Below are 24,204 nucleotides of genomic sequence, written 5' to 3'. Positions count from 1 at the left end.
CCGCCGCGACCCAAGTGAAAGGGCCGCCCATCGTCACAATAGATGCAAATCGCCGCAACTCTTCGAAAGGAAGTTGCGCGTTTGTGAAATATTGTTGCGCTCCCGAGGGCGTTGACGTAAAGAACATTGAAAAACTACGAGGTGGCAAATGCCCGGCACGAAGCTTGATGAAATTGACCGTATGATCCTTGCCGAACTTCAGGCGGACGGGCGGATGACGAATGTCGAGCTGGCAAAGCGCGTGGGGATTTCCGCGCCGCCCTGTCTGCGCCGTGTGCGCACGCTTGAAGAGCAGGGGTATATTCGCGGCTATCACGCGGATGTGGATGCGCGCGAGCTGGGCTTTGAGGTTCAGGTCTTTGCGATGGTCGGGCTTCAGAGTCAGGCCGAGGTCGATCTTTCGGCTTTTGAGGGGCGCTGTCAGGAATGGCCGCTTGTGCGCGAGTGTCACATGCTCAACGGCGAGGTGGATTTCATCCTCAAATGCGTGGCTCCCGATCTTCGGACGTTCCAGCGGTTCTTGACAGAGGATCTTCTCAAGGCGCCGAATGTGTCGAGCGTGAAGACGTCGCTCGTCATTCGCGGGGCCAAGGACCAGCCCGGCGTCCCGTTCGACGTGCTCGAAGAGCGGCTGGCCCGCGACGCCTGATCAGGCGGCGCTGAACAGATCCAGATCCCTGAGACTCACCCGAGGCCGCGAAAGCGGTCCGAAGTCGCTCAGCTCTTTGATATGCGGGAACATCGACAGGAACAGGTCGAGCATATTGCCGCGAATGGAGACGAGATGCTCGGGTCCGGGGTGGTAGCTTTCCAACTCGATGCCGCCGACGTTCAGGATTTCGTGACGGTCGAAGGCGATGTGGAAGACCTGAACAGGAGCGATGGGACGCATTTCGGTGATCGTGACGCCGTCGCTGAATTCGGTGGCCAGCGTGAGGGCTTTGTCCTGACCTGTGAGCTGTTTGACGCCCGAGGCGCGGTGGAGAATGCGGGCCGAGGGGCCGAGCACGACGTCCATCTGGGGCCGCATCATGCCCAAGGCATCCGCACCGATCCGCACGAGCGGCGTGTCGTTGCCCGCGTTCGGGACGATGAGCATCGTGCCTTTCCAGCGCAGTTCGGTCAGACCGTTGGCGGTTTCGATACGATCGCCGGGGAGAAGGTCTTCTACCGCGCGGGGGCCCATGTCGGTGCGTAGGATCGCGCCACGGGCAAAGGCCGAAAAGGCGCTCTCGAAAAGCGGCGTGGACGGCGCGAGGCGGGTGGTTTCGACGATGTCCCCGCGTTGATCGAGATGTATCGTTTCGAACCTTCGCAGGCTCGGTGCACGCCGCTTGACGTCGGAAATGGCGGTTTGTGTGGCGCGGTCAGCAGCCACATTGGGGGTGTCTTTCATGCAATGCCCTTGCGGTTATTGCACCGTTCGTCGGCCCCCACCGACAACGTGCGGCGCACGTAAATCTCAACGCAGGGTTAAAGCAAAACGCGTTGCCGTCAAATTTTAGCGGATTTTGGGAGGCTGGTGGCGGTCAATCCTGCGGGGTCGGGCGGGACTGTTCCTTGATCCGCAACTATGGCGAGAATCGGGGACACATTCTGGAGGGTTTGTTCTGGAATGAATCAACTAAAAAAGGCGACCCCGGGAGGAAGGGCCGCCGTTTTAGGTGGAGTGTCAAACACTCGAGGGGAGGTAATAGGGTCAGGCCGCTGCTTTGGCTTGGGCTGTTTCGGCGGCTTTGCGGCGGGCGATCATTTCCTGACGGCGTGCTCCGCGTGCCCAAGGCATTTGGGTGTCGCATTTGGCAACTTCGGCCATGAGATTGGTCATCCAGCGCTTTTCAATGGTCTTTGTCATGATCTGCCTTCTTTCGTTGTCCTGTTGCCGCTTTCGGCCTTGGGATCACTTTCACCCAGCATCACGGCAAGAGTTGGGCCAAAGCGCAAAAAATGCGGCTATTGTTTCCAGTTTTTCACAAGGCATTGAAAATATTTGGAAATTTTCGGAATAGCGATACGGTAACGCCGCAATTCGGGGCTTTGTTTCCGAAAAATCGGGCAGGAATGCGGCAGGATAGGCGGCCTAAAGGCGGATCGCTGCGATGAGTCGACCGTAGTCGGCCTCTTGTTTGTGGACGCTTCTGCGGAAGCTGAAGAATCGCTCTGCGTCCCCATAGGTGCAGTGGCGCGTCCATTCGGCATCCTTGATGCCCGCTTCACGCAGGCGATAGAGGCCAAAGGCAGGCAGGTCGAAGAGCGAACGATCGGCGTTCCCGTTGGCAAAGAAGCGGGCGTAGCCGTGGTCTTCATCCAGAAACTGTTCGACGAACTCGGGGCCGACTTCATAGGCGCGTTGGCTGATCGTGGGGCCGATGGCGGCGGTGATCTCGGAGCGTTCCGCGCCGATCTCGATCATGGCGTCGACCGTGGCTTCGAGAATGCCCGAGATTGCGCCTTTCCAGCCTGCATGGGCGGCACCGATCACGCCGTTTTTTGTGTCGGCAAAAAGAACGGGTTGGCAGTCGGCGGTCAGAACCGAGATGGCAATGCCTTGGGTCGCGGTGACGAGCGCATCGGCTTTGCCTGTGTCTTGTCCTGCTTGGGTGACATGCACGACATCGGCGGAATGGGTCTGGTGCACTCCGACGAGGGCTGCGTGGTCGACGTCGAGCGCCTCGGCCACGCGGGCGCGATTGATCGAGACGATCTCGTGCTGGTCCGAGCTTCCGAAGCCGCAATTCAGCCCTTGGAAGATACCCGAAGAGGCACCGCCGCGCCGCGCAAAGAACCCGTGTTGCACGGGGCCGAGGAGGTCGGAAGTGATAATGTCGAGTGTCATGCTTGAAGACCCGGTGGCGGGGTGGCGGTCGAGGGATAGAGTCCCATCACTTTGAACAAGTCTCCCATTTCCGCGGGATGGGTCAAGCGTCTATGCGCGGCAATGTGGGATTCGAGTGCCTCTCCGCCGAGACGGGTGGCGAGCGCTTGGGCCCGCTCGGTAATGCCGAGCCGCTCCAAAAAGACGCCTTGGGGGGTGAGGCGGGTGAATTTGGCGGGCGCGGCGGCGCGTGCCACGGCTTCGAAATCCACATGGGCGGTCAGATCGGCGGTGCCCGGCGCGGCGAGCGGGTCGGTCTTTTCGTGGGCACGAAGGGCCTGAAGCGTGTCGCCCAGAGAGCGCCAGTCGCCATAGTCGATGAAGATCGCCGCGCCGCCCTTGGTTTCGATCCGTGCGCCGATCTCGCCGATAAAGGCGGGAAGAGCGGGGCAGGTTTCGACAAGGTCGCCGTCTTGGGTGTCTTCGAGCCTGTGGGTCAATGCGGTGATGGGGGCGGGCGCCGAGAGGCCGAAGGTCAGCCCGCCCTGATCCATGCCGACCATCCGTTCGCGCCATGCGGTGCCGTCCCGCACGAATTGGCGGATGGGGAGCGCGTCGAGGAATTCATTGGCGACGAGGTAGACCGGCAGATCGGGGAGATCCGACAGGCGGTCGATCCAGCGCGCATCGGGAACGCGCTTGGCCTGTTCGGCGCGAAGGGTGGGCGAGGCTTCGAGGAAATAGACCTCGGCGGCGGCATGGAAATTCGGCACGGCGCGGGTGGCACGGAGAATATCGGCCATCAGCGTGCCGCGACCGGGACCGGGTTCGACAAGGGCGAAGCGGGACGGCGCGCCTTGGTCGAGCCACGTCTGTGCAAGGCAAAGGCCCAGCAGCTCGCCGAACATCTGGCTTATTTCGGGGGCGGTGATGAAATCCCCAGCGGCTCCGAGGGGGTCGCGGGTCGCGTAATAGCCGTGCTCGGGATGCAAGAGCGCCTCGGACATGTAATCGGCCAGCGAAATCGGGCCCGTCGCGGCGATCCGCGCGGTCAGGATATCGAGAAGTGCAGTCATTTGGAGCGGGTCGAATACAGGACGAAGACAAGACCGAGAAGGAGCATCGGAAGGCTCAGGATCTGGCCCATGGTAAGGCCATAGTCGCCGAACTGGACCGCAAGGCCGAGCGGGTTCGTCGGGGTAACGAATTGGGCATCGGGCTGGCGGACGAATTCGACGATAAAACGCGAGAGGCCGTAGCCGGCAAGAAAGACGCCCGTGGCGCGCCACGGGGCTTTGAACGCATTGGCGCGGAAGACCAGAAAAAGGAGGACCGTGCCGAGGATGAGACCTTCGAGAAGGGCCTCATAGAGTTGCGAGGGGTGGCGGGCACAATAGAGCTGAAGCGTCATGCAGTTCTGGGCGGCTTCCCCCGGAAAGACGACGCCCCAAGGAAGATCGGTCGGACGGCCCCAGAGCTCGGCATTGATGAAGTTGGCGATACGGCCGAAGAAAAGCCCGATGGGGGCCGCGATGGCCATCATGTCGAAGAGTTTGCCAAGCTCGATCCCGTGGCGTTTGGCAAAGACGGCCGAGCCGATGGCCACCCCGAGGAAGCCGCCGTGGAACGACATCCCGCCGAGCCAGACCATGGGGATTTCCATCGGATGGGCGAGGTAATAGGCGGGCTGATAGAAGAGCACATAGCCCAGACGCCCGCCGATGATCACACCGAGGATGATCCATGTCAGAAGGTCTTCGAGCATCTGTTTGCCGAGCGGTGGGGTGTCGTTGCGCCACAGGGTCGGACGGTTCAAGGTCGCGACCGCCAGACGCCAGCCCAGCAAGATCCCGACGATATAGGCCAGAGCATACCAGCGGAGCGAAAAATCGCTGCCGAAGAGGTGGATGGTGAAAATCTCGGGGGAGATATCGGGGAAAAAGATGGGTCCGGTCATGGCAAAAGGTCTGCTGTGCGCCACGCGCGTTGTCAACAGGTCTTGGCCTTGCGATTTCGGGCCTCAAAGCCCATATAACGGTTAAGCACCGAACTGGAGGGCCTTATGCAAACCCGTAACAAGATTCTCGACGATCTTTCGCAGCTTATGACCAACGCGATGGGCGTCGCACAGGGCGCCAAGACCGAAGCCGACAATGCGTTCAAGTCGCTGCTTGATCGCTGGCTGGCCGAACGCGACTTTGTCACCCGCGAAGAATTCGACGCGGTGCGCGCGATGGCCCAGAAGGCCCGCGAGGAAAACGAAGCGCTCAAAGCGCGGCTCGACGCTCTCGAATCCAAGTAAAATCAGGCGGTCCTTTGGGGCCGCTTTTTCTATGGCCACACATGCGGTGTGGCCGTTTTGCGTTCAGCCAAGGGGACCACATGGCCGACACCAATTGCTCGAAATCCGTTGCGAGCTATTTTACCTATGCTATCGGCTTTACCGTTGTCGGGCTTGGGCTGAGTGCGTGGCTTGGATGGGAGACGCATCACACGATCGGCGGGATGCTCAACATCCTCTTTATCGCGAGCGTTCTGGCGGTTCTCGAAATTTCGCTTTCGTTCGATAATGCGATTGTGAATGCGAACAAGCTTCGCACCATGACGCCCGAATGGCAGCACAGGTTCCTGACTTGGGGTATTCTGATCGCCGTGTTCGGGATGCGGATCGTTTTTCCTCTGGCGATTGTCGTGGTGGCCGCCGATCTTGGACCCATCGAAGCGCTTCGTCTGGCGTCTAATGATCCCCAGGGCTATGCCGAGATCATCGAAGGCGCGGGGCTGTCGATCAGCGCGTTCGGGGGCACGTTCCTGATGATGGTCGCGCTCGATTTCTTTTGCGACGACCAAAAGCATGTTCATTGGCTGGGCGGGGTCGAGCGGATGGTGTCGCGCGTGTCGGGGGCAAAGTTCCTGACCGTTGCCATTGTGCTCGGGGTTGTCGCTCTCATTGCGGGATCATTCGAAGGACGCGAGGCATTCACCTTTCTGACGGCGTCGGTCTGGGGGCTTTTGACGTTTCTCGTCGTGGATGTGGTGAGCGATTACCTAGAAGGGGACTCCTCGACAGCCACGGCGCAGGTCGGGCTGAGCGGGTTTCTCTATCTCGAGGTGCTCGATGCCTCGTTCAGTTTCGACGGGGTGATCGGGGCTTTTGCGCTGACGCAGAACCTTTATGTGATCGCGATCGGGCTTGGGATCGGGGCGATGTTCGTGCGCTCTATGACGATCCTTTTGGTGGATCGCGGCACGCTCACCGAATACCGCTTTCTGGAGCATGGGGCGTTTTACTCGATCCTTGTTCTGTCGCTGATCATGTTCACCCATGTGCATCTTCATGTGCCTGAAGTCGTCACGGGGTTGATCGGTGCAGCCCTGATCGGTGCGTCGTTCTATAGCTCGCTCCGCTATAAGCGGCTGCACGGATGATGGCTTAGGCCAGACCCAGATCGCAAAGCGCAAAGGCTTCGGCCCACGGGCTTTGTTCGGTGAGAATGGCGATATGTGTCGAGGACGCGAGCGCCTCTTCCTCGGGCAACTGCGGGAGCGGGATGAAGCGTTCCCCGTCGCGGGTGCCGAAGACCAAGCCGCTTTGATCCTGTGACGCGACCCTGAGCATTTGGGGGCGAAGCGTGACGTTCTCGCCGCCGAGACTTCGGACCAAGGGGCCGAGCACCAGACCGAGAAAGAGCGCATCGCTCCCACCGCTTTCGGGCAGGATCACGAGCGGCGTGCCCTTCCACAGGATCACCCTCAGCGGGGCGAGGGGCGGCTTGGTGAAGGCGATTTCAAAGAGCGGTTCGTCTGTAAGAAGCGGTTCGAGGGCAGGCACGCCTTGGGTGGGACGGCAGATGACGAGATCATGTTCGAGCGCCAAGGCGGTCAGGCGGGCCTTGATCCTGCTGGCGGTCGGGGGCAGCGCCGCGCATTGGCCGATGCGGGCATGATTGGCGCCGAGCACATGGCCCAGCAGCGCGTCCGAAGGCCCCGCGATAGCAACGCATAGCGGGGCAAAGGTCGGGGTGGCCCCAAGACCCGCGCGGATCAAGAGCGGCAGGGCCTTGGGCGGCACACGGGTCTTGGCCTTGAGCGATCCGGCAGAGAGGTCCTGCGCCAGAACGCGGCCGATGAGGTCGGTTGCGGCGGTTTTCTCGACTTTCGGACGGGGAAGGTCCAGCGCGGCGATGGCAGAGGGCAAATCCGTCAGGGGAATGCGCCGCGCCTTGGGGGCGCTCTTGGGCGCGGGCGCTTTGGGGAGCGCGGCGCGCAGGAGGTGGCCCTGACCTGCGCCGAGTATCGCACCATCGGTGGGCACGCCCTCCATCAATCCCGCAAGGCGGCCCGTCGATGAGAGGTGAAAGAGTGCCTTGGACAGAAGCGCGACCTGTAGCTGGTCGGGCACGCTGTCCTTGTCGGTCGCGGCGCGGACCTCTTCGGCGATGAGGCTGGGATAGACTTCGGCAACGGTGATCAGGTCCGGCGCTTCAAAGGGCCAGACTTTGATCTCGGGCTGCACCGCCTTGAGCCGCGAGAGCATGGCCATGCCAGTGAGCGACTGGGCTCCGACCGCGCCTGCGCCTGCCAGCTGCCAGAGGGTCTTGGGCATTGCGCCTTCGTGGCGGGCAATGACTTCGGTCCTGCGATAGGTCTCGATCCCTTGGGGGAGCGGCGGTTTTGTGCGGGGCAGGCCGAGGATGTCCTGACATGTGGTGTTGCCCCAAAAGGGGCCGTCCTCGTCAAAGGCGGCGTTCATCTCTGCCGCTACATCACGGTAGTTGGTGAAATTGTCGGGGCCTTCGATGATCCGCTCGCGCAAAAAGGACCAAAGCGCAAAGGGGTGGGCCGCGCCTGTCACCCTCTCGGTAAAGCCCTTGGGGGCGGAGAGCGCGAAATCCACACCGATCAAGAGCCGTTTGCCCGTGTTCAGGCACTCCTCGATGAGCTGCGAGAGCGCGCTTTCGGCAAGAAGGCGCGTGGGAATATTCTCGGTTTCAGTGCCGAAGGCGTCGGTGATCCCGAGCCAGATCGAGTCCCGCCCTGTTTTGGGTTTTCCTGCGGCGGACCAGTCCAGAATAGCGATGCGGTCGAACTGCATTGGGACATTCATCGCTTGAGCAAAGACTTGGGTGATTTGATCATGCACGGGAGTTTGCAGCGCCGATGCACGGCGTTGCAAGCCGGATTTCACCATCCCCCGAATTGGGCGATGGTGCGCTGATCAGACGATGCCACCCGCAATGAAACGCTGGGCCAATTGGCGGAAGCTTTGCGCCTGCGGGCTGTCGGGCTTGGCGACGACCACGGGGGCACCGCTGTCCGAGGTGGTGCGGATGTCGATATGCAGCGGAATCTCGGCCAGAAGCGGAGTGCCGAGCGCCTCGGCTTCGGCGGCGACACCGCCGTGACCGAAGATATGCTCGGCATGGCCGCAGTTCGAGCAGACGTGCACGGACATATTCTCGATCAGACCAAAGAGCGGCACGTTGAATTTGCGGAACATGTCGATGCCTTTGCGGGCGTCGAGAAGGGCGATGTCCTGCGGGGTGGAGACGACGATTGCGCCGTCCACAAAGGTTTTCTGCGCAAGGGTCATCTGAACGTCACCGGTTCCGGGCGGAAGGTCGACGATGAGGGCGTCAAGCTCGCCCCACTGCACCTGAAACAGCATTTGTTGCAGGGCGCCCATGAGCATCGGGCCGCGCCAGACGACCGCTTCGCCGTCCTTGGTCATCATGCCCATCGACATAAGGGTCACGCCGTGGTTCGACACGGGGATGATCATCTTGCCGTCGCCCGTTGCGGGGCGTTTGGTGATGTTGAACATGCGGTGCTGAGAGGGGCCGTAGACGTCGGCATCAAGTAGGCCGACCTTTTTGCCTTCGAGCGCGAGCGCGGCGGCAAGGTTCGCGGAGACGGTGGATTTGCCAACGCCGCCTTTGCCCGAAGCCACGGCGATGATTTTCTTGACGCCCGGCACGCGCTCGGGGCCAGCGGGGGCGGGGCGTGCTGCGGGTTTGAGGTCGGGGGCCTTGGGCGTGGAATGCGCGGTCATCACGACCGAGATGGAGGCCGCGCCGAGCGCTTTGATTTTGGCCTCGGCCTGTGATTTGGCGGCGGTCATCGCCTCGGCCATCGCGGGGTCGATTTCCAGCACGAAGCGCACGGTATCGCCGTCCACCGTCACCGCGCGGGCCTGACCCGTGAGGTCGCCGCCCGCAGGCGAGGGGATCGATTTGAGGACGTCGAGAACGGTTTCGCGGGTGAGGGACATGACTTGGCCTTTGTCAGAGAGTTGGCCCATAGGTCTGACTTTGGGCCGCAAAGGTCAAGGGGCAGTGCCGCTCAAACCGTGTGCAAGTAGAGATCGAAGTCCACATCCGCGACCGTGCGGGCGACACGCGCATATTCCGCCGCTTTGATCGCGGTAAAGGTGCGGTGCATGTCCTCGCCCAAAGCGTCCTTGAGGAAGGTGCTTTTCTGGGCGGCGCGGATCGCTTCGTGCCAGTCGGTCGGGAAATTGTGATCGCCCGCGTCGTCATAGCCGTTGCCTGTGGTTTCGGGGCCTGGGTCGATGCGGTTCTCGATCCCGTGGCGGAGTGCGGCAAGGACGGTCGCCCCGACGAGATAGGGGTTGGCGTCCACCCCTGCGGGGCGGTGCTCGATGCGACGGGCCTTGATCGAGCCTGCGGGAATACGGAGCGCAACGGAGCGGTTGTTGACGCCCCAAGTCGGCGAGACGGGCGCATAGCTCTGGTTGGAAAAGCGCCGCCAGCTGTTGGCATGGGGCGCAAAGACAAGCATCGCTTCGGCCATTGTGGTGCTCATCCCGCCGATGGCGTGGCGGATGAGGTCGTTCCAGTCGCCTTCGGTCTCTTCGATAAAGACGTTCTTGCCGTTTTCATCGCAGAGGCTCACGTGGAAATGCATCCCCGAGCCTGCATAGGCTTCGATCGGCTTGGCCATGAAACAGGCGGTGACGCCGTGGGCGCGGGCTTGGGCGCGGACGATCCGCTTGAGCCGCATGAGATCGTCTGCGGCCTGCATCACATCGGTGCGATAGTCGAGGGTGAGCTCGTATTGGCCCGGTGCATATTCCGAGATCATCGTTTCGGCACGGATGCCCGCAAGCTCGGCGCCTTTGTAGATGTCGTTGAAGAGCGGGAGCATGCCGTGGAGGTGGTCCACCGAATAGACCTCGGTCTTGGACGAAGGACGCCCATCAAGCACATCGCGGGCGGGACGGGCTTTGCCGTATTCGTCGCGGTCCTTGTCGAGGAGGAAGAATTCCAGCTCGAAAGCACCTGCGGGGTGATAGCCCATCTCGGCCAGTGCGTTGACCTGACGCTGGAGCGCGTGGCGCGGGTCCGACGTCATCGGGTTCCCGTCCAGATCATAGAGCGACATGAACACTTCGGCGCGGGGCGGTGTCGTGTTGTGCAAGGGAACAAGCGTTCCGGGGATCGGCCATGCGCGCAGGTCGCCGTCGCCCTGATCCCAGATGAGACCCGTTTCGTGCACATCCTCGCCGCAGATGTCGAGCCCGAGGATCGAGATCGGCATATGGCGGCCCGAGGAATAGAGCGCCAAGAGCTCGTGCCGACGGATGATCTTGCCGCGACCGATGCCGTTGGCGTCATGGAGCACGATGTCCACGGCTTCAATTTCGGGATGGGCGGCGAGAAAGGCTTCGGCCTCGGAGGGCGTCGCGCCAGAGGGGCAGGAGGTCATTGGGTCAGGTCTTTCGTAACGTCGGTAAAGGCCGCGACAAGGCGGTCGATCTGGGCATCCGTGGTAACGGGGGACACCAGCATCATGTTGTGGAAGGGCGCGATGAGAACGCCCCTGTTCAAAAGGGCCGCGTGAACGGCGGCTTCGAGTTCGGAGGCGTGGGCCTCGGCCGCTTCGGCGCCGTTGCGGAGAGGTTCGGGCGCACAGATGAACTCTACACGCGCCCCCACGCGGACGGCATGCCACGGAAGACCTGCGGCGGTGATTGCCCGCGAGAGGCCATCGACGAGCCGCGCTGCTCCGCGCTCCATATGAGCGTAATTGGCGGGGGTCATCACCTCGGAGAGGGTGGCGCGCAGGCAGGCGAACTGCATCGGGTTGGCCGAGAGCGTGGTGCCCATGCCCGAATGTCCCGCATCACGGGTTTTCTCGGTTTCGGCAAAGGCGTGGGCGACATGGGGGGCAAGGCCCCAAACGGCGGTGGGCATACCGCCCGCGACGCATTTGCCGACCACAAAGATATCGGGATCAAGGCCATGCACACGGGTATAGCCGCCCAAACCCGAAGAAATCGTATGGGTTTCGTCTATGATCAAAAGCGCGCCAAAGCGGGTGGCAAGCTCGCGCAGACCTTCGTGGAAGCCCGCATCGGGAAGGACCATACAGGAATTGGTCATCACGGGTTCGGTCAGAATGGCGGCAATGTCGCCTTGGGCCAGAGCCTCTTCGACCATGGCGAGATCGTTGAACTCGCAAGAGACGGCGGTTTGCGAGAGGTCGTTGACCTGACCCACGAGGCCGGGACGGTTGACGGTTTTCCCGTCTGTGCGGACCACCATCGCGTCGTCGATCGTGCCGTGATAGCAACCGTTGAACACGAGGACCTTGGCCCGTCCCGTCACGGCGCGAGCGACGCGCAGGGCAAAGCGGTTGGCATCGGTGGCGGTCGTTGCGATCTGCCAGCGCATGTCGCCGAAGGTGCGGGACAAGAGGTCCCCCACTTCGAGAGCGGCGACGGTCGGGAGCATATAGGTCAGGCCGTTGGTTGCCTGTTCCATGATCGCACGGGCAACGGGTTCGGGCGAGTGGCCGAACATGGAGCCGGTATCCCCCAGACAGAAATCGTCGAGCGTAATGCCGTCGATGTCGGTGAGGTTTGCGCCTTGGGCCTTCGCGACGAGCATGGGAAAGGGCTGGGGCCAGTCCTTCATCCAGTGCATCGGCACACCGTCAAGGAAATGCGTTCCCTGTTCCAAGGCTGCCCGCGTTTTGGGGCGGGCCTTGGTATAGATTTCGGTTTCGCGTTCCCGAAGGGCCGCGATCTGCGCTGGGGAGACGCCGGTCATGCTGAAGCCTCTGCCGCTTTTTCGTCGCGCAGGCGCTGGGCGACTTGACGTTTGTTAAGGAGCGAAAAGCCGATCACGCCGATCGTCACGATGCCGATCATGATGGTCGAGAGCGCGTTGATCTCGGGCGAAACGCCGAGGCGCACAGCCGAGAAGATCTTGATCGGGAGGGTGGTCGCGCCCGGACCTGTGGTGAAGCTCGCGATGACGAGATCATCGAGCGACAGGGTAAAGGCAAGAAGCCAGCCCGACACCACAGCGGGGGCGATGTTGGGGAGCGTCACCGATTTGAACGCGTCAAAGGGCGTCGCGCCGAGATCGAGCGCCGCTTCTTCGAGCGATTTGTCAAAGGAGACAAGGCGCGAGGAGACCACGACCGACACATAGCACATGGTAAAGGTCGTATGGGCGAGGATCACGGTCATCATGCCTGCCGAGGAGAACATCACCTTGAACAGGAGGAGAAGCGACAGGCCGAGGATCACATCGGGCATAACCAGCGGTGCAACGACCATGCCCGAGAAGAGCGTGCGGCCGAAGAAGCGCCCGCCGCGGATCATCACATAGGCCGCAAGCGTTCCGAGGATCGTGGCAAGGGTCGCCGTGGCAAGGGCCACGCGGATCGTCACCCAAGCGGCGTTGAGGAAGTCCTCGTTCGAGAGCAATTCGCCATACCATTTGGTCGAAAAGCCCGCCCAGACGGTCACAAGGCGACCCCCGTTGAACGAATAGATCACGAGGATGATCATCGGGATGTAGAGAAAGGCAAACCCGAGGGTCAGCGAAGTGATGTTGAACCAGCTGAAGCGTCTCATTGGTCGGCCTCCAATTGCTTTTGCTGGTTGCGCTGGAACAGGATGATCGGGATCACGAGGATCAGCAGCAGCACAACCGCCACCGCCGAGGCCACGGGCCAGTCGCGGTTCGAGAAGAACTCTTCATAGAGCACTTTGCCGATCATCAGCGTATCCGAGCCGCCAAGGAGCGAGGGGATCACGAATTCGCCGAGTGCGGGGATGAAGACGAGGAAGCAGCCTGCCACCACACCCGGTCGCGAGAGGGGGAGGGTCACGCTCCAGAAGGCCGACGTGCGGGTGCAGCCGAGGTCTTCTGCGGCTTCGAGAAGGCTGTCGTCGAGCTTTTCCAGCGTCGCGTAGATCGGCAGGATCATGAACGGCAGATAAGTGTAGACGATGCCGATATAGACGGCGGTATTGGTGTTCAGGATCGTCAGGGGCTCGTCGATGAGGCCAAGCCAGAGCAGCGCGGCGTTGAGAAAGCCTTCTTTGCCGAGGATACCCATCCACGAATAGACGCGGATCAGGAACGAGGTCCAGAAGGGCAGGATCACCAGCATCATCAGGGTTGCACGCCATTCCTCGGGGGCGCGGGCCATGCCGTAGGCCATGGGATAGGCCACAAGAAGGGTCAGCGCGGTCGAGATGAACGCGATCTGGAGCGAGGACCAATAGGCTTTGACGTAAAGCGGGTCGGTCGTCAGGAAGGTGAAATTGTCGATGTCGAGCTGGGCGAAAAAGCTCTTGATCCCTTGCCAACCTTCGGAAAGTTCGAGGGTCGGGGTATAGGGCGGGATCGCAAGGGCGATGTCCGAGAGCGAGATCTTGATCACGATCACGAAGGGCACAAGGAAGAACACCAAGAGCCAAGCGTAGGGAATCCCGATCAGAAAAAAGCGGCGCAGGTTCATCAGGCCGCCCTCACTCGGTGAGGATGACGCCGGCCGTGTCTGTCCATGACAGCCACACCTCGTCTTCCCAAGTGAAATCGCGCCGTGCGAGGCGGCGGGAGTTGGTCATCTGTGCCGACATCATCTGGCCCGAGGGCAGGCGCACGTGATAGGTCGAAACGTTGCCGAGATAGGCGATGTCGATGATCTTGCCGCGTGCATGGTTGGCGCGGTCGGCCATCGGTTCGGTCGAAACGGCGATCTTTTCGGGACGGATGGCGAATGAAATCGACTGGCCTTCGGTCACGGTCGCATCGGTGGTTGCCTTGATCGGCTCTGCGCCTTCGGCGTAATGCAATTCGAGCGTGCCGCTTGCGACCTTGGCCGCTTTGCCTTCGATGATGTTCACGTCCCCGATGAAGTCGGCGACATAGACAGACGAGGGGTTTTCATAGATGCCGGCGGGGGTATCCACCTGAATCATTTTGCCGTGGTCCATGACGGCCACGCGGGACGCGACGGTCATCGCCTCTTCCTGATCGTGGGTGACGATCACAAAGGTGGTGCCCGTCTTTTCCTGAATATCCATCAGCTCGAACTGGGTCTCGTTGCGCAGCTTTTTGTCGAGCGCGCCGAGGGGTTCGTCGAGAAGGAGCAGTTTGGGCGCTTTGGCGAGCGAGCGGGCGAGGGCCACGCGCTGACGCTGGCCGCCCGAAATCTGGTGGGGTTTGCGCTTGGCGAATTTGTCGAGACGGGTCAGGCGCAGCATCTCGGCGACGCGGTCCCCGATCTGGTCCTTGGGCATATCCGAGCGCTTGAGGCCGAAGGCGATGTTGTCCCAGACCGAAAGATGCGGAAAGAGCGCATAGCTCTGGAACATCATGTTCACGGGGCGCTTGTTCGGGGGAACAGGAACGATGTCCTTGCCGCCCAGAAGGATCTGGCCTTCGCTCGGGTTTTCGAAACCTGCAAGCATCCGCATGAGCGTGGTCTTGCCGCAGCCCGAGGGGCCGAGAAGGGCGAAGAACTCGCGCTCGTAAATGTCGATAGTGAGATTATCGATCGCGACAAAATCCCCGAAGCGCTTGGTCACATTCTTGAACTGGATCAGCGGTTGGGCATTCGGGTCGTTCCACGGGGCAAAGGCCGTGGCCGCATGGGAGAACGAATTGCGTGGGGATTGCGCCATCGAAAAGGGCTCCGTCAAATAGAGTGCCCCGCGCCAAAGCATATGGCGCGGGGCATTGAGGTTTGATTACTGGCCGGACTTCACTTTGGTCCAAAGACGGGTCACGGTCCGCTGCACCCCAGCGTCAAACGGGGTCACGGTGTAGAGGTTCGCCAGAGTGGCTTCGTCGGGATAGATCGCGGTGTCGCCGATCACATCCTCGATGAGGAACTCTTGCGAGGCCTTGTTGCCGTTGGCGTAGTAAACATAGTTCGACGCAGCCGCCATGTTGTTCGCATCCATGATGAAGTTCAGGAACGCATGGGCGCCTTCGACGTTCGGAGCATCGACGGGAACGGCCATCTGGTCGAACCACATCAGAGCGCCTTCGGTCGGAGCGTTGTAGGCCACTTCGACGCCGTTGTCGGCTTCGGCGGCGCGGTCACGTGCCTGAAGGATGTCGCCCGACCAGCCGAAAGCAACGCAGATCTCGCCGTTGGCAAGCGCGTTGATGTATTCGGAGGAGTGGAACTTCTGGATGTAGGGACGAACCGCCATCAGAGCTTCTTCGGCTTTGGCGAGGACTTCGGGGTCCTTGGAGTCGGGATCTTCACCGATATAGGCCAGAGCGGCGGGGATGATCTCGGTCGGAGCGTCGAGGAAGTGCACGCCGCAAGAGGCCAGCTTTTCCATGTTGGCAGGATCGAACACGAGCGCGAGCGAGTTGATCGGAGCGTCAGCGCCCAGAACTTCGGCGACTTTGCCGACGTTCACACCGATCCCCGTGGTGCCCCACATGTAGTTGATCGAATAGGCATTGTCGGGGTCATACTGGGCGGTGCGGTCCTTGATCACGTCCCAAAGGTTGCCTGAGTTCGGCAGTTTGGAATAGTCGAGGGGCTGGAAGGCACCAGCCTGAATCTGGCGCTGGAGGAAGGTTCCCGTCGGCACGACGACGTCGTAGCCCGAACCACCTGCAAGAAGTTTGGTTTCGAGGACTTCGTTCGAGTCGAACACGTCATAGACAAGATCATAGCCGGTTTCGGCTTCGAACTTGGCGAGGAGCTCTTCGTCGATATAGTCCGACCAGTTGTAGACGCGGACTTCTTCAGCAGAAGCGGCAACCGCGCCAAAGGCGAGTAGAGCGGCCATTGGCAGCCAGGACTGTTTCATGTTTTTCTCCCGTGTTGGTCCAGGGCGAGGCCCCGACCCTTAGAATTTGATCAAAAGTTGCGACTAAAGCAACGTTTTCGCGCCCAGTGCTGCAAATATCCCCACATAGGCAACAGGAAAAAACAAGGGGGAGCGTGAAAAAAACGCGTGAGACGAAGAGACTAGCCGCAATGAAGGGGGAAATGGAGCATTTGCTGCGCGTTTCCACAACAGTTTTGAAATCACAGTGCGCAGACGGTGTTGGCTCGGGGGCAGGTGTCGAATCATGCAGGGTTTGTGATGCGGCCGAGTCCGAGTCGAGACGCGGCGAAACGAGGGGTGGAGGAGGCGCCACCCGCAGTTGCTCAAAGCGGGTTTCGAGAGGTGCTTGAATGGGGCGATAAAATTTGATCAAATATATTGACACCGCTTCGTTGCCCCATATCCTTGGGCCAAATCCACGGCCCGAAGGTCGGGCGCGGACCGTTTCCGAATTTGCCAGCCGTCCCAGAAGGAATGTGCGATGAAAAAGATCACGAACAACACCCCCACCGCCGAGCTTCAGGCTCTTGATGCGGCGCACCACATGCACCCGTTCACGGCGGCTGCGGCTCTTGCCAAAAAGGGCGCGCGCGTCATCACCCGCGCCGAGGGCGTGTGGCTCACCGATAGCGAGGGGCACCGCATTCTTGACGCCATGTCGGGTCTTTGGTGTGTGAACATCGGCTATGGCCGCGACACGCTGGCGGATGTCGCCGCGCAGCAGATCCGCGAGCTTCCCTATTACAACACGTTCTTCCAGACCTCGCATGTGCCCGCGATTGCGCTTGCCGCCAAGCTGGCCGAGATGGCGCCCGGTGATCTCAACCACGTGTTCTTTGCGGGGTCGGGGTCGGAAGCGAACGACACGAACCTGCGTCTTGTGCGCCAGTATTGGCACGCCAAGGGCAAGCCCACAAAACAGATCGTGATCAGCCGCAAGAACGCCTATCACGGCTCGACCATGGCGGGCATGAGCCTTGGCGGGATGGCGGGGATGCATGCGCAGGGCGGCATCATTCCGGGTATCCACCACATCAACCAGCCGAACTGGTGGGTCGAGGGTGGCGATATGGACCCCGAAGAGTTCGGCGTCGCCCGTGCACAAGAGCTTGAAGCCGCGATCCTTGAACTCGGCGAAGAGAACGTGGCCGCCTTTATCGGTGAACCCGTGATGGGTGCGGGCGGTGTGATCGTCGCGCCCGACAGCTATTGGCCCGAAATCCAGCGCATCTGCGACAAATACGAAATCCTTCTGATCGCGGACGAGGTGATCTGCGGGTTCGGACGCACAGGCAATATGTTCGGAAGCCAGACGGTCGGCATCCGTCCCCATATCATGACCATCGCCAAGGGGCTTTCGTCGGGCTATGCGCCGATCGGTGCTTCGCTTGTCTGTGACGAGGTGGCGAATGTGGTCGGTGAGGCAGGTGACTTCAACCACGGCTATACCTATTCGGGTCACCCCGTGGCGGCGGCTGTCGCTTTGGAAAACCTGCGTATTCTCGAAGAAGAGAATATCGTCGATCACGTCAAGAACGACATCGGGCCGTATCTGGCCGAGCTGTGGCACAGCCTTGGTGATCACCCGATGGTGGGCGAGACCAAGATCGTCGGTCTTATGGCCTCGCTTGCTCTGACCCCGAACAAGGCGACCCGCGCACCGTTCAAGACTGCGCCCGGTGTTGTGGGGTATCGCTGCCGCGAGAAATGTTTCGGCAACGATCTTATCATGCGCCATGTGGGCGACCGTATGATCATCGCTCCGCCGCTCGTTCTTACCCGTGCGGAAGCGGACGAGTTGATCAAGCGTGCCCGCAAGTCGCTTGATGAATGCTATGCCGATCTCGTCAAGGACGGGATGTTCGAGGCTCCGTAATGGACCTTTTGACGGCCAACGACCGGCTCGGCGCTTATCCGTCGAGCTGGTATGCCGCGAGCGCGGATTTGCCCGAGGTGGAGCCGCAGCTTGCGGGTGACCTCACCTGTGACGTTTGTGTTGTGGGCGGCGGCTTTACGGGGCTGTCTTCGGCGCTCCATCTGGCCGAGATGGGCTATGATGTGGTGCTGATCGAAGCGCAGCGCGTGGGCTTCGGCGCGTCCGGTCGCAACGGCGGTCAGGTCTCGGGCGGTCAGCGGCTCGAGCAGGACGAGCTTGAAGCGATGATGGGCAAGGCCGATGCGCGCGCCCTTTGGGATCTGTCTCAGGCTTCGGTGACGTTGATCCACGATCTCGCGGCGCGCTACGGCATCGATTACGAATGGGTCGCCGGTGTGATCCATGCGGATCATCGTGCGCGGTTCGTCAAACATAGCCATGCAGCGGTCGACAAGCTCCGCGAGGAATATGGCTATACGCAGGCCGAAAAGCTGTCGCGCGATGACATCCGCGCCCGTGTCGGGTCGGATTTCTACCATGGGGGCAGCGTGGATTACGGCTCGGGGCATATCCACCCGCTGAAATTCGCTCTGGGATTGGCGCGGGCTGCCAAGTCCAAAGGCGTGCGGATTTTCGAGCAAAGCCGCGTGACCGAGGTTGTGCGAGGGGACCCAGCGACCGTCAGAACGGAACAGGGTTCGGTCAAGGCGCGCTTTGTCGTTCTTGGGGCGAATGGATACCTTGGAGGGCTTGAGCCCAAGGTTGCGGCGCGGGTGATGCCGATCAACAATTACATCGTTGCGACCGCGCCGTTGACCGATGCGCAGCTTGGCCAAGTGCTCCCGATGAAAGAGGCCGTTGCGGATTCCAAGTTCGTGATCAACTACTTCCGTCTTTCGGCGGACAATCGCATGCTTTTCGGCGGCGGCGAGACCTATGGCTATCGGTTCCCTGCGCGGATCGACGCCTTGGTGCGGCCGTGCATGGCCGAAGTCTATCCGCAGCTTGCCGATGTTCCGATCGATTACGCATGGGGCGGCACGTTGGCGATCACGCTGAACCGTATGCCGCATTTCGAGCGGCTGGCGGGGAATATCCTGTCGATGTCGGGCTATTCGGGGCATGGTGTGGCGATGGCGACGCTCGCAGGGCAGCTTGCCTCGGAGGCGATTGCGGGTCAGGCCGAGCGGTTCGATCTCATGGCCAAAGTGCCCACGCCCGCGTTTCCGGGAGGGGCGTTGCTGCGCGCGCCTTTGCTGGTGCTCGGGATGCTCTGGTTCTCGCTCAGAGACCGTTTGTAGCTTCGAGCAGCGAGGCGCGGACCTGATCGATGCCTTGTTCAAGGTCGGCTTTGATGGCGTCCATCACCGCTTGGGCATCGCCGCGCTTCATCGCCGAAATCGCCCCCGCATGCATGTCGGGAAGGTTCGTCGTGCCGTAGCGCCCGCAAATCACCCGAAGGCTTGGCCCCATGCGGAGCCAGAGGGAATCCGCAATGGAGACAAGGATATTCGCGCCCGACACCGCATAAAGTTGGGCGTGGAACTGGTAGTTGAAGTAGAGATAATCGCGCACATCGCCGCGCGCGATGGCCTTGTTCAGATCCTGATCGATCTGTTCCAACTGGCCGATCTGGGGCACGGTGAGCTTGGAAGCCGCCCAATAGGCGAGCTTGGGTTCGATGGCGAGCCGCGCAAAGGCGAGTTCGTTGACTTCATCGAGCGTCAGCACGGGAACGCTCACGCGGCGATTGCCCTGAAAGACCAGAGCGCTTTCGGCGGTGAGGCGGCGGATCGCTTCGCGCACGGGGGTCATGCCCGCTTCGAGATGGGAGACAAGCCCCTGGATCGTGACGGCCTGACCCGGCTCCAGCTCGCCGCACAGGATCATGTCACGGATCTGGCGATAGACCAACTCGTGGGTCGGAATCTTGGCCATGTGTTCGTTCAATTTCTGACCCTCATGCGGTTTCATGATCCTTTTAGCCCAAGTTCTCGGACATGATCAAATTCAAAGACCATGGGTGCCGTATTTGAGGATCACAGGCACGATGAGATCTTCCTCGTCGGTGAGATGGCGGTCGATGAAACCCGTCAGGCGCACGACATCGCGGCGGAAATTTTCGGCAGCGGGCAAAAGGGCGTTCTTGTCGTCGAGTTTGGTCAGCGCGGCGTTGGCGCTGCCTACAAAGTCGTTCAAAAGCCCGTCGAGCGCATGGTGATCCTTGTCCAGAATGTCGAAGCCGCGCTTGAGGCGGATGTCGCGTGCCGAGAGCACGGGGAAATAGTGGTGATCCTCGATCTGGTGGTGGCCGTGGAGCTGTTCCACAAAGATGCCGCCATAGCGCGAGATGCGCCCCGCAAAGCGCCGCTCGTCGGATTTCTTGTCCAGCAAGCTCATGGTTTCATTCGTCATTTCGTCCAAAAGCCGACGAAAGGTCAGATGCCGTTCCAGCCAGAAGCTGATGAGGCCGTTGTATCCGGGATCGTTTTGCCAGTCTTCACGGGGGAAGGTTTCCAAGAGGACACGGAGCGCATCGGGAAGCCCTTTGCGTTCGGTGAGGTCAAGCAGGTCCATCGGCGGCTCTTTCGGTTGGGTTCGGTCGTTTCGCCGCACTATGGCGCAAAAAACAGCAGACCTAAAGGAACTTGGTGCTCGGTAAGCTGTTGAACAGGTGACGCAACGGAAAGATCGCTAATCCCGCTTGCGTTTTTGATCAAAGAGTAAAAAAGTTTTGATCAGAGGTCCACGGTTGTGGGCATCGTTTAAACAAGAGTGCGGGTTCGAACTCGCTCCAGTCAGGGAGATTATTCATGACACTGAAAAATACGTTGAAAGCGACTACTGCGGCGGCTCTCGTTCTGATCGGGACGGCTGTCTATGCCGAGGGCCATGGCGCCACGCACCCCGTGACCGGCGAGGCTTTGGCCGCCGAACAGGTGTTCACCTATTCCACCATCGACGAAATTCCCTCCATTGATCCGGGTCTTGTCGAGGATGTCGAAGGCTCTGCCGTTGTGCGCGATCTCTTCGAAGGTCTGTTGAACCAGGACCCCGACGGCAACCCCGTTCCCGGTGTTGCGACGGGGTATGAGGTATCCGAAGACCAGATGACCTATACCTTCACGCTGCGCGACAATGCGGTGTGGTCGGACGGCACGCCCGTCACCGCCGGTGATTTCGTCTATGCATGGCAGCGTGCGGCGAACCCCGAGACCGCCTCGCCCTATTCGTGGTATATCGAGCTGATGAGCATCGAGAATGCCGCCGCCGTGATCGCGGGTGAAAAGCCTGTGACCGAGCTTGGCGTCAAAGCGATCGACGACAAGACGCTCGAAGTCCGCATCACCCAGCCGCTTCCTTATTTCCCGCAGATGGTGACGCATGGCACCACATTCCCCGTGCCGCAGCATGTGGTTGAAGAGTTCGGCAACGACTGGGTCACGCCCGAGCATTTCGTCGGCAACGGTGCTTATGTCCTCACCGAGCGCGTTCTTCAGGAGCGTCTTGTCCGCGAAAAGAGCCCGACCTATTGGGATGCGGACAATGTGCTGATCGACAAGGTCGTGATGCTGATCATCAACGACTCGACCCAAGCGCTGACCCGTTGGCAGGCAGGCGAGATCGACAAGACCGCCCAAGGGCTCCCGCCGGGGCAATACCCGAGCCTCGTTCAGGAGTATCCGAACGAAGCCATCGCGGTGCCGAGCCTTTGCTCCTATTACTACAACATGAACATGCGTGACACCGCGCCCGAGTGGGCCAAGGATGTGCGCGTGCGTCAGGCTCTGAGCCTTGCCATCGACCGCGACATCATCGTCGAGGACGTTCTGGCCGCAGGTCAGTTCCCCGCCTATACCTTTACCCCCGGCGCGACTGCGGGCTTCGAGGTGCCGATGGTGGAAGCCGCAGGCATGACCCAAGACGAGCGCAACGAAAAGGCCAAGGCTCTGCTTGCCGAGGCAGGCTATGGCTCGGATAACCCGATCAGCCTTGAAATCCTCTATAACACCTCGGAAGCGCACAAGTCGGTCGCTATCGCCGTAAGCCAGATGTGGAAGCAGACGCTCGGCGTTGAAACCACGCTAGCGAACATGGAATGGCAGACCTTCCTTGAAGAGCGGGGCAACGGCAACTTCGACGTTTCGCGTGCGGGCTGGTGTGGCGACTATAACGAAGCCTCGACCTTCCTCGATCTGATGAACTCGAGCTCGGGCTATAACGACGCCGGCTATAACAACCCCGAAGTCGATGCGCTTTTGGCCGAGTCCAAGACCCTTGCCGATCCGAGCGCGAATTACACCAAGGTGGAAGAGATCATCGCGGCTGATGTTCCGATCATCCCGATCTATCACTACACCGAAAACTTCATGCTGAACGATGCGATCAAGGGCTGGCCCTTGGAGAACGTCCAGCAGACCTGGTATTCCCGCGAACTCTACAAAGTCGCCGAATAAAGCGACGTTTGCTTAACGGTTCCGCGCCCCTGTCATGGGGGCGCGGGCCTTTGGCATTTCTGCAAGAGGTTTCGAGATGCTGTCTTTTATCGCCCGCAGATTTGCGGTCGCCATTCCGACGATCCTTGTGCTGATCGTCATTTCCTTTGTTCTGATGTTCGCCGCGCCCGGTGGTCCGTTCAACGCAGAGCGTCCTTTGCCGCCGCAAGTGCTTGCCAATATCGAGGCGAAATACGGGCTTGATCAGCCTTATTGGAAACAGATCTTCGACTATGTCTGGAACGTCGTGGTGCATTTCGATTTCGGCCCGTCGTTCAAATACAAGGACCGCAGCGTCAACGACATCATCGCTCAGGGGTTCCCCGTCACGCTTACCTATGGCTTCTGGTCGTTCGTTTTAGCCGTGATCGTCGGTGTGACCTTGGGCGTTGTGGCCGCCATCCGCCACAATACGTGGCTTGATTATCTTGCCGTCGGGATTTCCATCGGCGCGCAGTCGCTTCCGAACTTTGTCATGGCCCCGATGCTGGTGATTGTCTTTACGCTCTGGCTTGGTTGGCTCCCCGGTGGGGGATGGAACGGCGGGCAGCTCCAGTATCTCATCCTGCCTGTGATCGCGCTCTCGACCTCCTATATGGCGTCGATCGCGAGGATCACCCGCTCTTCGATGCTCGAGGTGCTCAATAGCGGGTTCATCCGCACCGCGCGGGCCAAGGGGCTTTCGGATCGGCGGATCATTCTGCGCCACGCCCTCAAGCCTGCGATGCTGCCTGTGCTTTCCTACCTCGGGCCCGCCTTTGTTCTTATGGTGACGGGGTCCGTGATTGTGGACAGCTATTTCTCGACCGGCGGGATCGGCGTCTATTTCGTCAACGCCGCCTTTAACCGTGACTATTCGGTGATGATGGGGATCACGATCCTCATGGGGGCGCTGACCATTCTCTTCAACCTGATTGTCGACCTGCTCTATGCGTGGATCGACCCCAAAATCCGTTACTGAGGGGGCAGCATGTTCAGTCGCACTACAGCAGACCAGCTCGCGGGTGTTGCCAATGCCCAAGCGATCAAGGGGCGGAGCCTCTGGCATGATGCCTTTCGCCGCTTTGTCCGCAATCGCGCCGCTTTGATCAGCCTTGTTCTTCTCGGCTTTGTTCTCGTTTTCGCATTCTTCGGCCAGTATCTGAGCCCACATGAACCCGATTTCGTGGACTTCTCGCTTCGCCGCGATATCAAGAACCTTGGCGCTCCGAGTATCGAGAACGCGCATTTCTTCGGGCTCGAACAGGAGGGGCGGGATCTTTATACCCGCGTCGTTCAGGGCACGCGGATTTCGATCCTCGTCGGTGTGATCGGCAGCCTTGTCGCCGTTGTCGTCGGCACGCTCTATGGTGCCTTTGCAGGCTATATGGGCGGGCGGATCGACAGCGTGATGATGCGGATCGTCGATATCCTTATCGCCATTCCGTTCATGTTCGTGATCATTCTGCTGCTTGTGGTCTTTGGCCGCTCGATGGTGATGCTCTTTGTCGGGGTCGGGCTGATTTCATGGCTTGATATGGCGCGCATCGCGCGGGGACAGACGCTGACCATCAAGAACAAGGAGTTCGTCGAGGCGGCCGTCGCAACCGGGGTGAAACCCTTTACCGTGATCCTGCGTCACATCGTTCCGAACCTTGCGGGGATCGTGATCGTTTACGCAACGCTCCTCATTCCGCAGCTGATCATCACGGAAAGCTTTATCAGCTTTCTCGGGCTCGGGATTCAGGAACCGATGACCTCGCTCGGGGCGCTGATTTCCGCCGGTGCGAGCCAGCTCGGCTTCGGCACGCCGTGGATGATCGGTTTCCCGCTCTTCTTCTTTCTCATCACGCTTTATGCCTTCTTCTTTGTGGGCGATGGCCTTCGTGATGCACTTGATCCCAAGGACCGCTGA

General features: G+C 60.6%; 23 protein-coding genes. 8 read left to right on the top strand and 15 right to left on the bottom strand.

Going from position 1 to position 24,204, the window contains the following annotated elements:
• Window positions 1–148 precede the first annotated feature (148 nt).
• Complete coding sequence (locus QQG91_RS11910) at window positions 149–649, top strand: Lrp/AsnC family transcriptional regulator (protein WP_285770444.1); 501 nt, start codon at window positions 149–151, stop codon at window positions 647–649.
• On the opposite strand, the gene QQG91_RS11905 is transcribed toward QQG91_RS11910, so the two are convergent.
• The 5 genes from QQG91_RS11905 to lgt form a co-directional block, all read right to left on the bottom strand.
• Window positions 650–1,396 (bottom strand): Hint domain-containing protein, encoded by a 747-nt coding sequence (locus QQG91_RS11905; RefSeq protein WP_285770443.1) that lies wholly within the window; start codon window positions 1,394–1,396, stop codon window positions 650–652.
• Window positions 1,397–1,699: 303 nt separating this feature from the next.
• Complete coding sequence (locus QQG91_RS11900; RefSeq protein WP_285770442.1) at window positions 1,700–1,855, bottom strand: hypothetical protein; 156 nt, start codon at window positions 1,853–1,855, stop codon at window positions 1,700–1,702.
• Window positions 1,856–2,080: 225 nt separating this feature from the next.
• On the bottom strand, window positions 2,081–2,836 hold the full coding sequence (pgeF, locus tag QQG91_RS11895; protein WP_285770441.1) for a peptidoglycan editing factor PgeF: 756 nt from the start codon (window positions 2,834–2,836) through the stop codon (window positions 2,081–2,083).
• Window positions 2,833–3,891, bottom strand: coding sequence for a class I SAM-dependent methyltransferase (locus tag QQG91_RS11890; RefSeq protein ID WP_285770440.1), 1,059 nt, complete (start codon window positions 3,889–3,891; stop codon window positions 2,833–2,835). Before QQG91_RS11890 ends, pgeF begins: the two co-directional genes overlap by 4 nt.
• On the bottom strand, window positions 3,888–4,772 hold the full coding sequence (gene lgt, locus QQG91_RS11885) for a prolipoprotein diacylglyceryl transferase (protein ID WP_285770439.1): 885 nt from the start codon (window positions 4,770–4,772) through the stop codon (window positions 3,888–3,890). Before lgt ends, QQG91_RS11890 begins: the two co-directional genes overlap by 4 nt.
• 105 nt (window positions 4,773–4,877) lie before the next feature.
• On the opposite strand from lgt, the gene QQG91_RS11880 reads away from it, so the two are divergent.
• Window positions 4,878–5,117 (top strand): accessory factor UbiK family protein, encoded by a 240-nt coding sequence (locus QQG91_RS11880; protein WP_285770438.1) that lies wholly within the window; start codon window positions 4,878–4,880, stop codon window positions 5,115–5,117.
• 80 nt (window positions 5,118–5,197) lie between these two features.
• The gene (locus tag QQG91_RS11875; RefSeq protein WP_285770437.1) at window positions 5,198–6,244 is read left to right on the top strand and encodes a DUF475 domain-containing protein; all 1,047 of its coding nucleotides are present in this window, start codon (window positions 5,198–5,200) and stop codon (window positions 6,242–6,244) included.
• Window positions 6,245–6,248: 4 nt separating this feature from the next.
• Here QQG91_RS11875 and QQG91_RS11870 read toward each other — a convergent pair whose 3' ends face one another.
• The 8 genes from QQG91_RS11870 to QQG91_RS11835 all read right to left on the bottom strand — a co-directional run bounded on the left by QQG91_RS11870 (window position 6,249) and on the right by QQG91_RS11835 (window position 15,917).
• On the bottom strand, window positions 6,249–7,991 hold the full coding sequence (locus tag QQG91_RS11870; protein ID WP_285770436.1) for a hypothetical protein: 1,743 nt from the start codon (window positions 7,989–7,991) through the stop codon (window positions 6,249–6,251).
• Between the two features lie 42 nt (window positions 7,992–8,033).
• Window positions 8,034–9,086, bottom strand: coding sequence for an Mrp/NBP35 family ATP-binding protein (locus QQG91_RS11865; RefSeq protein ID WP_285770435.1), 1,053 nt, complete (start codon window positions 9,084–9,086; stop codon window positions 8,034–8,036).
• 71 nt (window positions 9,087–9,157) lie between these two features.
• Window positions 9,158–10,543, bottom strand: a complete 1,386-nt coding sequence (locus tag QQG91_RS11860) for a glutamine synthetase family protein (RefSeq protein ID WP_285770434.1) — start codon at window positions 10,541–10,543, stop codon at window positions 9,158–9,160.
• On the bottom strand, window positions 10,540–11,889 hold the full coding sequence (locus QQG91_RS11855) for an aspartate aminotransferase family protein (protein ID WP_285770433.1): 1,350 nt from the start codon (window positions 11,887–11,889) through the stop codon (window positions 10,540–10,542). The genes QQG91_RS11860 and QQG91_RS11855 overlap by 4 nt, the downstream gene beginning before the upstream one ends.
• The gene (locus QQG91_RS11850; RefSeq protein WP_285770432.1) at window positions 11,886–12,704 is read right to left on the bottom strand and encodes an ABC transporter permease; all 819 of its coding nucleotides are present in this window, start codon (window positions 12,702–12,704) and stop codon (window positions 11,886–11,888) included. Before QQG91_RS11850 ends, QQG91_RS11855 begins: the two co-directional genes overlap by 4 nt.
• Entirely contained in the window at window positions 12,701–13,591 is an 891-nt protein-coding gene (locus tag QQG91_RS11845; RefSeq protein WP_285772350.1) for an ABC transporter permease subunit, read from the bottom strand. The genes QQG91_RS11850 and QQG91_RS11845 overlap by 4 nt, the downstream gene beginning before the upstream one ends.
• Before the next feature lie 16 nt (window positions 13,592–13,607).
• Complete coding sequence (locus QQG91_RS11840) at window positions 13,608–14,765, bottom strand: ABC transporter ATP-binding protein (RefSeq protein WP_285770431.1); 1,158 nt, start codon at window positions 14,763–14,765, stop codon at window positions 13,608–13,610.
• 66 nt (window positions 14,766–14,831) lie between these two features.
• Complete coding sequence (locus QQG91_RS11835) at window positions 14,832–15,917, bottom strand: polyamine ABC transporter substrate-binding protein (RefSeq protein WP_285770430.1); 1,086 nt, start codon at window positions 15,915–15,917, stop codon at window positions 14,832–14,834.
• Window positions 15,918–16,419: 502 nt separating this feature from the next.
• Here QQG91_RS11835 and QQG91_RS11830 point away from each other — a divergent pair.
• Together QQG91_RS11830 and QQG91_RS11825 are read left to right on the top strand one after the other, a co-directional pair.
• Window positions 16,420–17,814: an aspartate aminotransferase family protein gene (locus QQG91_RS11830; RefSeq protein WP_285770429.1), complete on the top strand. Its 1,395-nt coding sequence runs from the start codon at window positions 16,420–16,422 to the stop codon at window positions 17,812–17,814.
• Window positions 17,814–19,115, top strand: coding sequence for an NAD(P)/FAD-dependent oxidoreductase (locus QQG91_RS11825; protein WP_285770428.1), 1,302 nt, complete (start codon window positions 17,814–17,816; stop codon window positions 19,113–19,115). Before QQG91_RS11830 ends, QQG91_RS11825 begins: the two co-directional genes overlap by 1 nt.
• Here QQG91_RS11825 and QQG91_RS11820 read toward each other — a convergent pair.
• On the bottom strand, window positions 19,099–19,752 hold the full coding sequence (locus tag QQG91_RS11820; RefSeq protein ID WP_285770427.1) for a GntR family transcriptional regulator: 654 nt from the start codon (window positions 19,750–19,752) through the stop codon (window positions 19,099–19,101). The genes QQG91_RS11825 and QQG91_RS11820 overlap by 17 nt on opposite strands.
• Window positions 19,753–19,824: 72 nt before the next feature.
• Complete coding sequence (locus QQG91_RS11815; protein WP_285770426.1) at window positions 19,825–20,391, bottom strand: hemerythrin domain-containing protein; 567 nt, start codon at window positions 20,389–20,391, stop codon at window positions 19,825–19,827.
• A gap of 236 nt (window positions 20,392–20,627) precedes the next feature.
• Between QQG91_RS11815 and QQG91_RS11810 the strand changes: the two genes are divergently transcribed.
• The 3 genes from QQG91_RS11810 (at window position 20,628) to QQG91_RS11800 (ending at window position 24,204) form a co-directional block, all read left to right on the top strand.
• A complete protein-coding gene (locus QQG91_RS11810) occupies window positions 20,628–22,271 on the top strand; it encodes a peptide ABC transporter substrate-binding protein (RefSeq protein WP_285770425.1) in 1,644 nt (547 codons plus the stop codon).
• A gap of 76 nt (window positions 22,272–22,347) precedes the next feature.
• Entirely contained in the window at window positions 22,348–23,271 is a 924-nt protein-coding gene (gene oppB, locus QQG91_RS11805; RefSeq protein WP_285770424.1) for an oligopeptide ABC transporter permease OppB, read from the top strand.
• Window positions 23,272–23,280: 9 nt separating this feature from the next.
• Window positions 23,281–24,204, top strand: coding sequence for an ABC transporter permease subunit (locus QQG91_RS11800; RefSeq protein WP_285770423.1), 924 nt, complete (start codon window positions 23,281–23,283; stop codon window positions 24,202–24,204).

It is taken from the genome of Marivivens sp. LCG002 (genome assembly GCF_030264275.1).
Classification (GTDB): domain Bacteria; phylum Pseudomonadota; class Alphaproteobacteria; order Rhodobacterales; family Rhodobacteraceae; genus Marivivens.
This window is presented reverse-complemented; position numbering and strand designations above follow the sequence as displayed.

What these genes read in the sequence shown, in the direction of transcription:
- QQG91_RS11910 (WP_285770444.1), top strand. Translation starts at nt 149, where the DNA reads ATGCCCGGCACGAAGCTTGATGAAATTGACCGTATGATCCTTGCCGAA.
- QQG91_RS11905 (WP_285770443.1), bottom strand. Translation starts at nt 1,396, where the DNA reads ATGAAAGACACCCCCAATGTGGCTGCTGACCGCGCCACACAAACCGCC.
- QQG91_RS11900 (WP_285770442.1), bottom strand. Translation starts at nt 1,855, where the DNA reads ATGACAAAGACCATTGAAAAGCGCTGGATGACCAATCTCATGGCCGAA.
- pgeF (WP_285770441.1), bottom strand. Translation starts at nt 2,836, where the DNA reads ATGACACTCGACATTATCACTTCCGACCTCCTCGGCCCCGTGCAACAC.
- QQG91_RS11890 (WP_285770440.1), bottom strand. Translation starts at nt 3,891, where the DNA reads ATGACTGCACTTCTCGATATCCTGACCGCGCGGATCGCCGCGACGGGC.
- lgt (WP_285770439.1), bottom strand. Translation starts at nt 4,772, where the DNA reads ATGACCGGACCCATCTTTTTCCCCGATATCTCCCCCGAGATTTTCACC.
- QQG91_RS11880 (WP_285770438.1), top strand. Translation starts at nt 4,878, where the DNA reads ATGCAAACCCGTAACAAGATTCTCGACGATCTTTCGCAGCTTATGACC.
- QQG91_RS11875 (WP_285770437.1), top strand. Translation starts at nt 5,198, where the DNA reads ATGGCCGACACCAATTGCTCGAAATCCGTTGCGAGCTATTTTACCTAT.
- QQG91_RS11865 (WP_285770435.1), bottom strand. Translation starts at nt 9,086, where the DNA reads ATGTCCCTCACCCGCGAAACCGTTCTCGACGTCCTCAAATCGATCCCC.
- QQG91_RS11860 (WP_285770434.1), bottom strand. Translation starts at nt 10,543, where the DNA reads ATGACCTCCTGCCCCTCTGGCGCGACGCCCTCCGAGGCCGAAGCCTTT.
- QQG91_RS11855 (WP_285770433.1), bottom strand. Translation starts at nt 11,889, where the DNA reads ATGACCGGCGTCTCCCCAGCGCAGATCGCGGCCCTTCGGGAACGCGAA.
- QQG91_RS11850 (WP_285770432.1), bottom strand. Translation starts at nt 12,704, where the DNA reads ATGAGACGCTTCAGCTGGTTCAACATCACTTCGCTGACCCTCGGGTTT.
- QQG91_RS11840 (WP_285770431.1), bottom strand. Translation starts at nt 14,765, where the DNA reads ATGGCGCAATCCCCACGCAATTCGTTCTCCCATGCGGCCACGGCCTTT.
- QQG91_RS11835 (WP_285770430.1), bottom strand. Translation starts at nt 15,917, where the DNA reads ATGAAACAGTCCTGGCTGCCAATGGCCGCTCTACTCGCCTTTGGCGCG.
- QQG91_RS11830 (WP_285770429.1), top strand. Translation starts at nt 16,420, where the DNA reads ATGAAAAAGATCACGAACAACACCCCCACCGCCGAGCTTCAGGCTCTT.
- QQG91_RS11825 (WP_285770428.1), top strand. Translation starts at nt 17,814, where the DNA reads ATGGACCTTTTGACGGCCAACGACCGGCTCGGCGCTTATCCGTCGAGC.
- QQG91_RS11820 (WP_285770427.1), bottom strand. Translation starts at nt 19,752, where the DNA reads ATGGCCAAGATTCCGACCCACGAGTTGGTCTATCGCCAGATCCGTGAC.
- QQG91_RS11815 (WP_285770426.1), bottom strand. Translation starts at nt 20,391, where the DNA reads ATGGACCTGCTTGACCTCACCGAACGCAAAGGGCTTCCCGATGCGCTC.
- QQG91_RS11810 (WP_285770425.1), top strand. Translation starts at nt 20,628, where the DNA reads ATGACACTGAAAAATACGTTGAAAGCGACTACTGCGGCGGCTCTCGTT.
- oppB (WP_285770424.1), top strand. Translation starts at nt 22,348, where the DNA reads ATGCTGTCTTTTATCGCCCGCAGATTTGCGGTCGCCATTCCGACGATC.
- QQG91_RS11800 (WP_285770423.1), top strand. Translation starts at nt 23,281, where the DNA reads ATGTTCAGTCGCACTACAGCAGACCAGCTCGCGGGTGTTGCCAATGCC.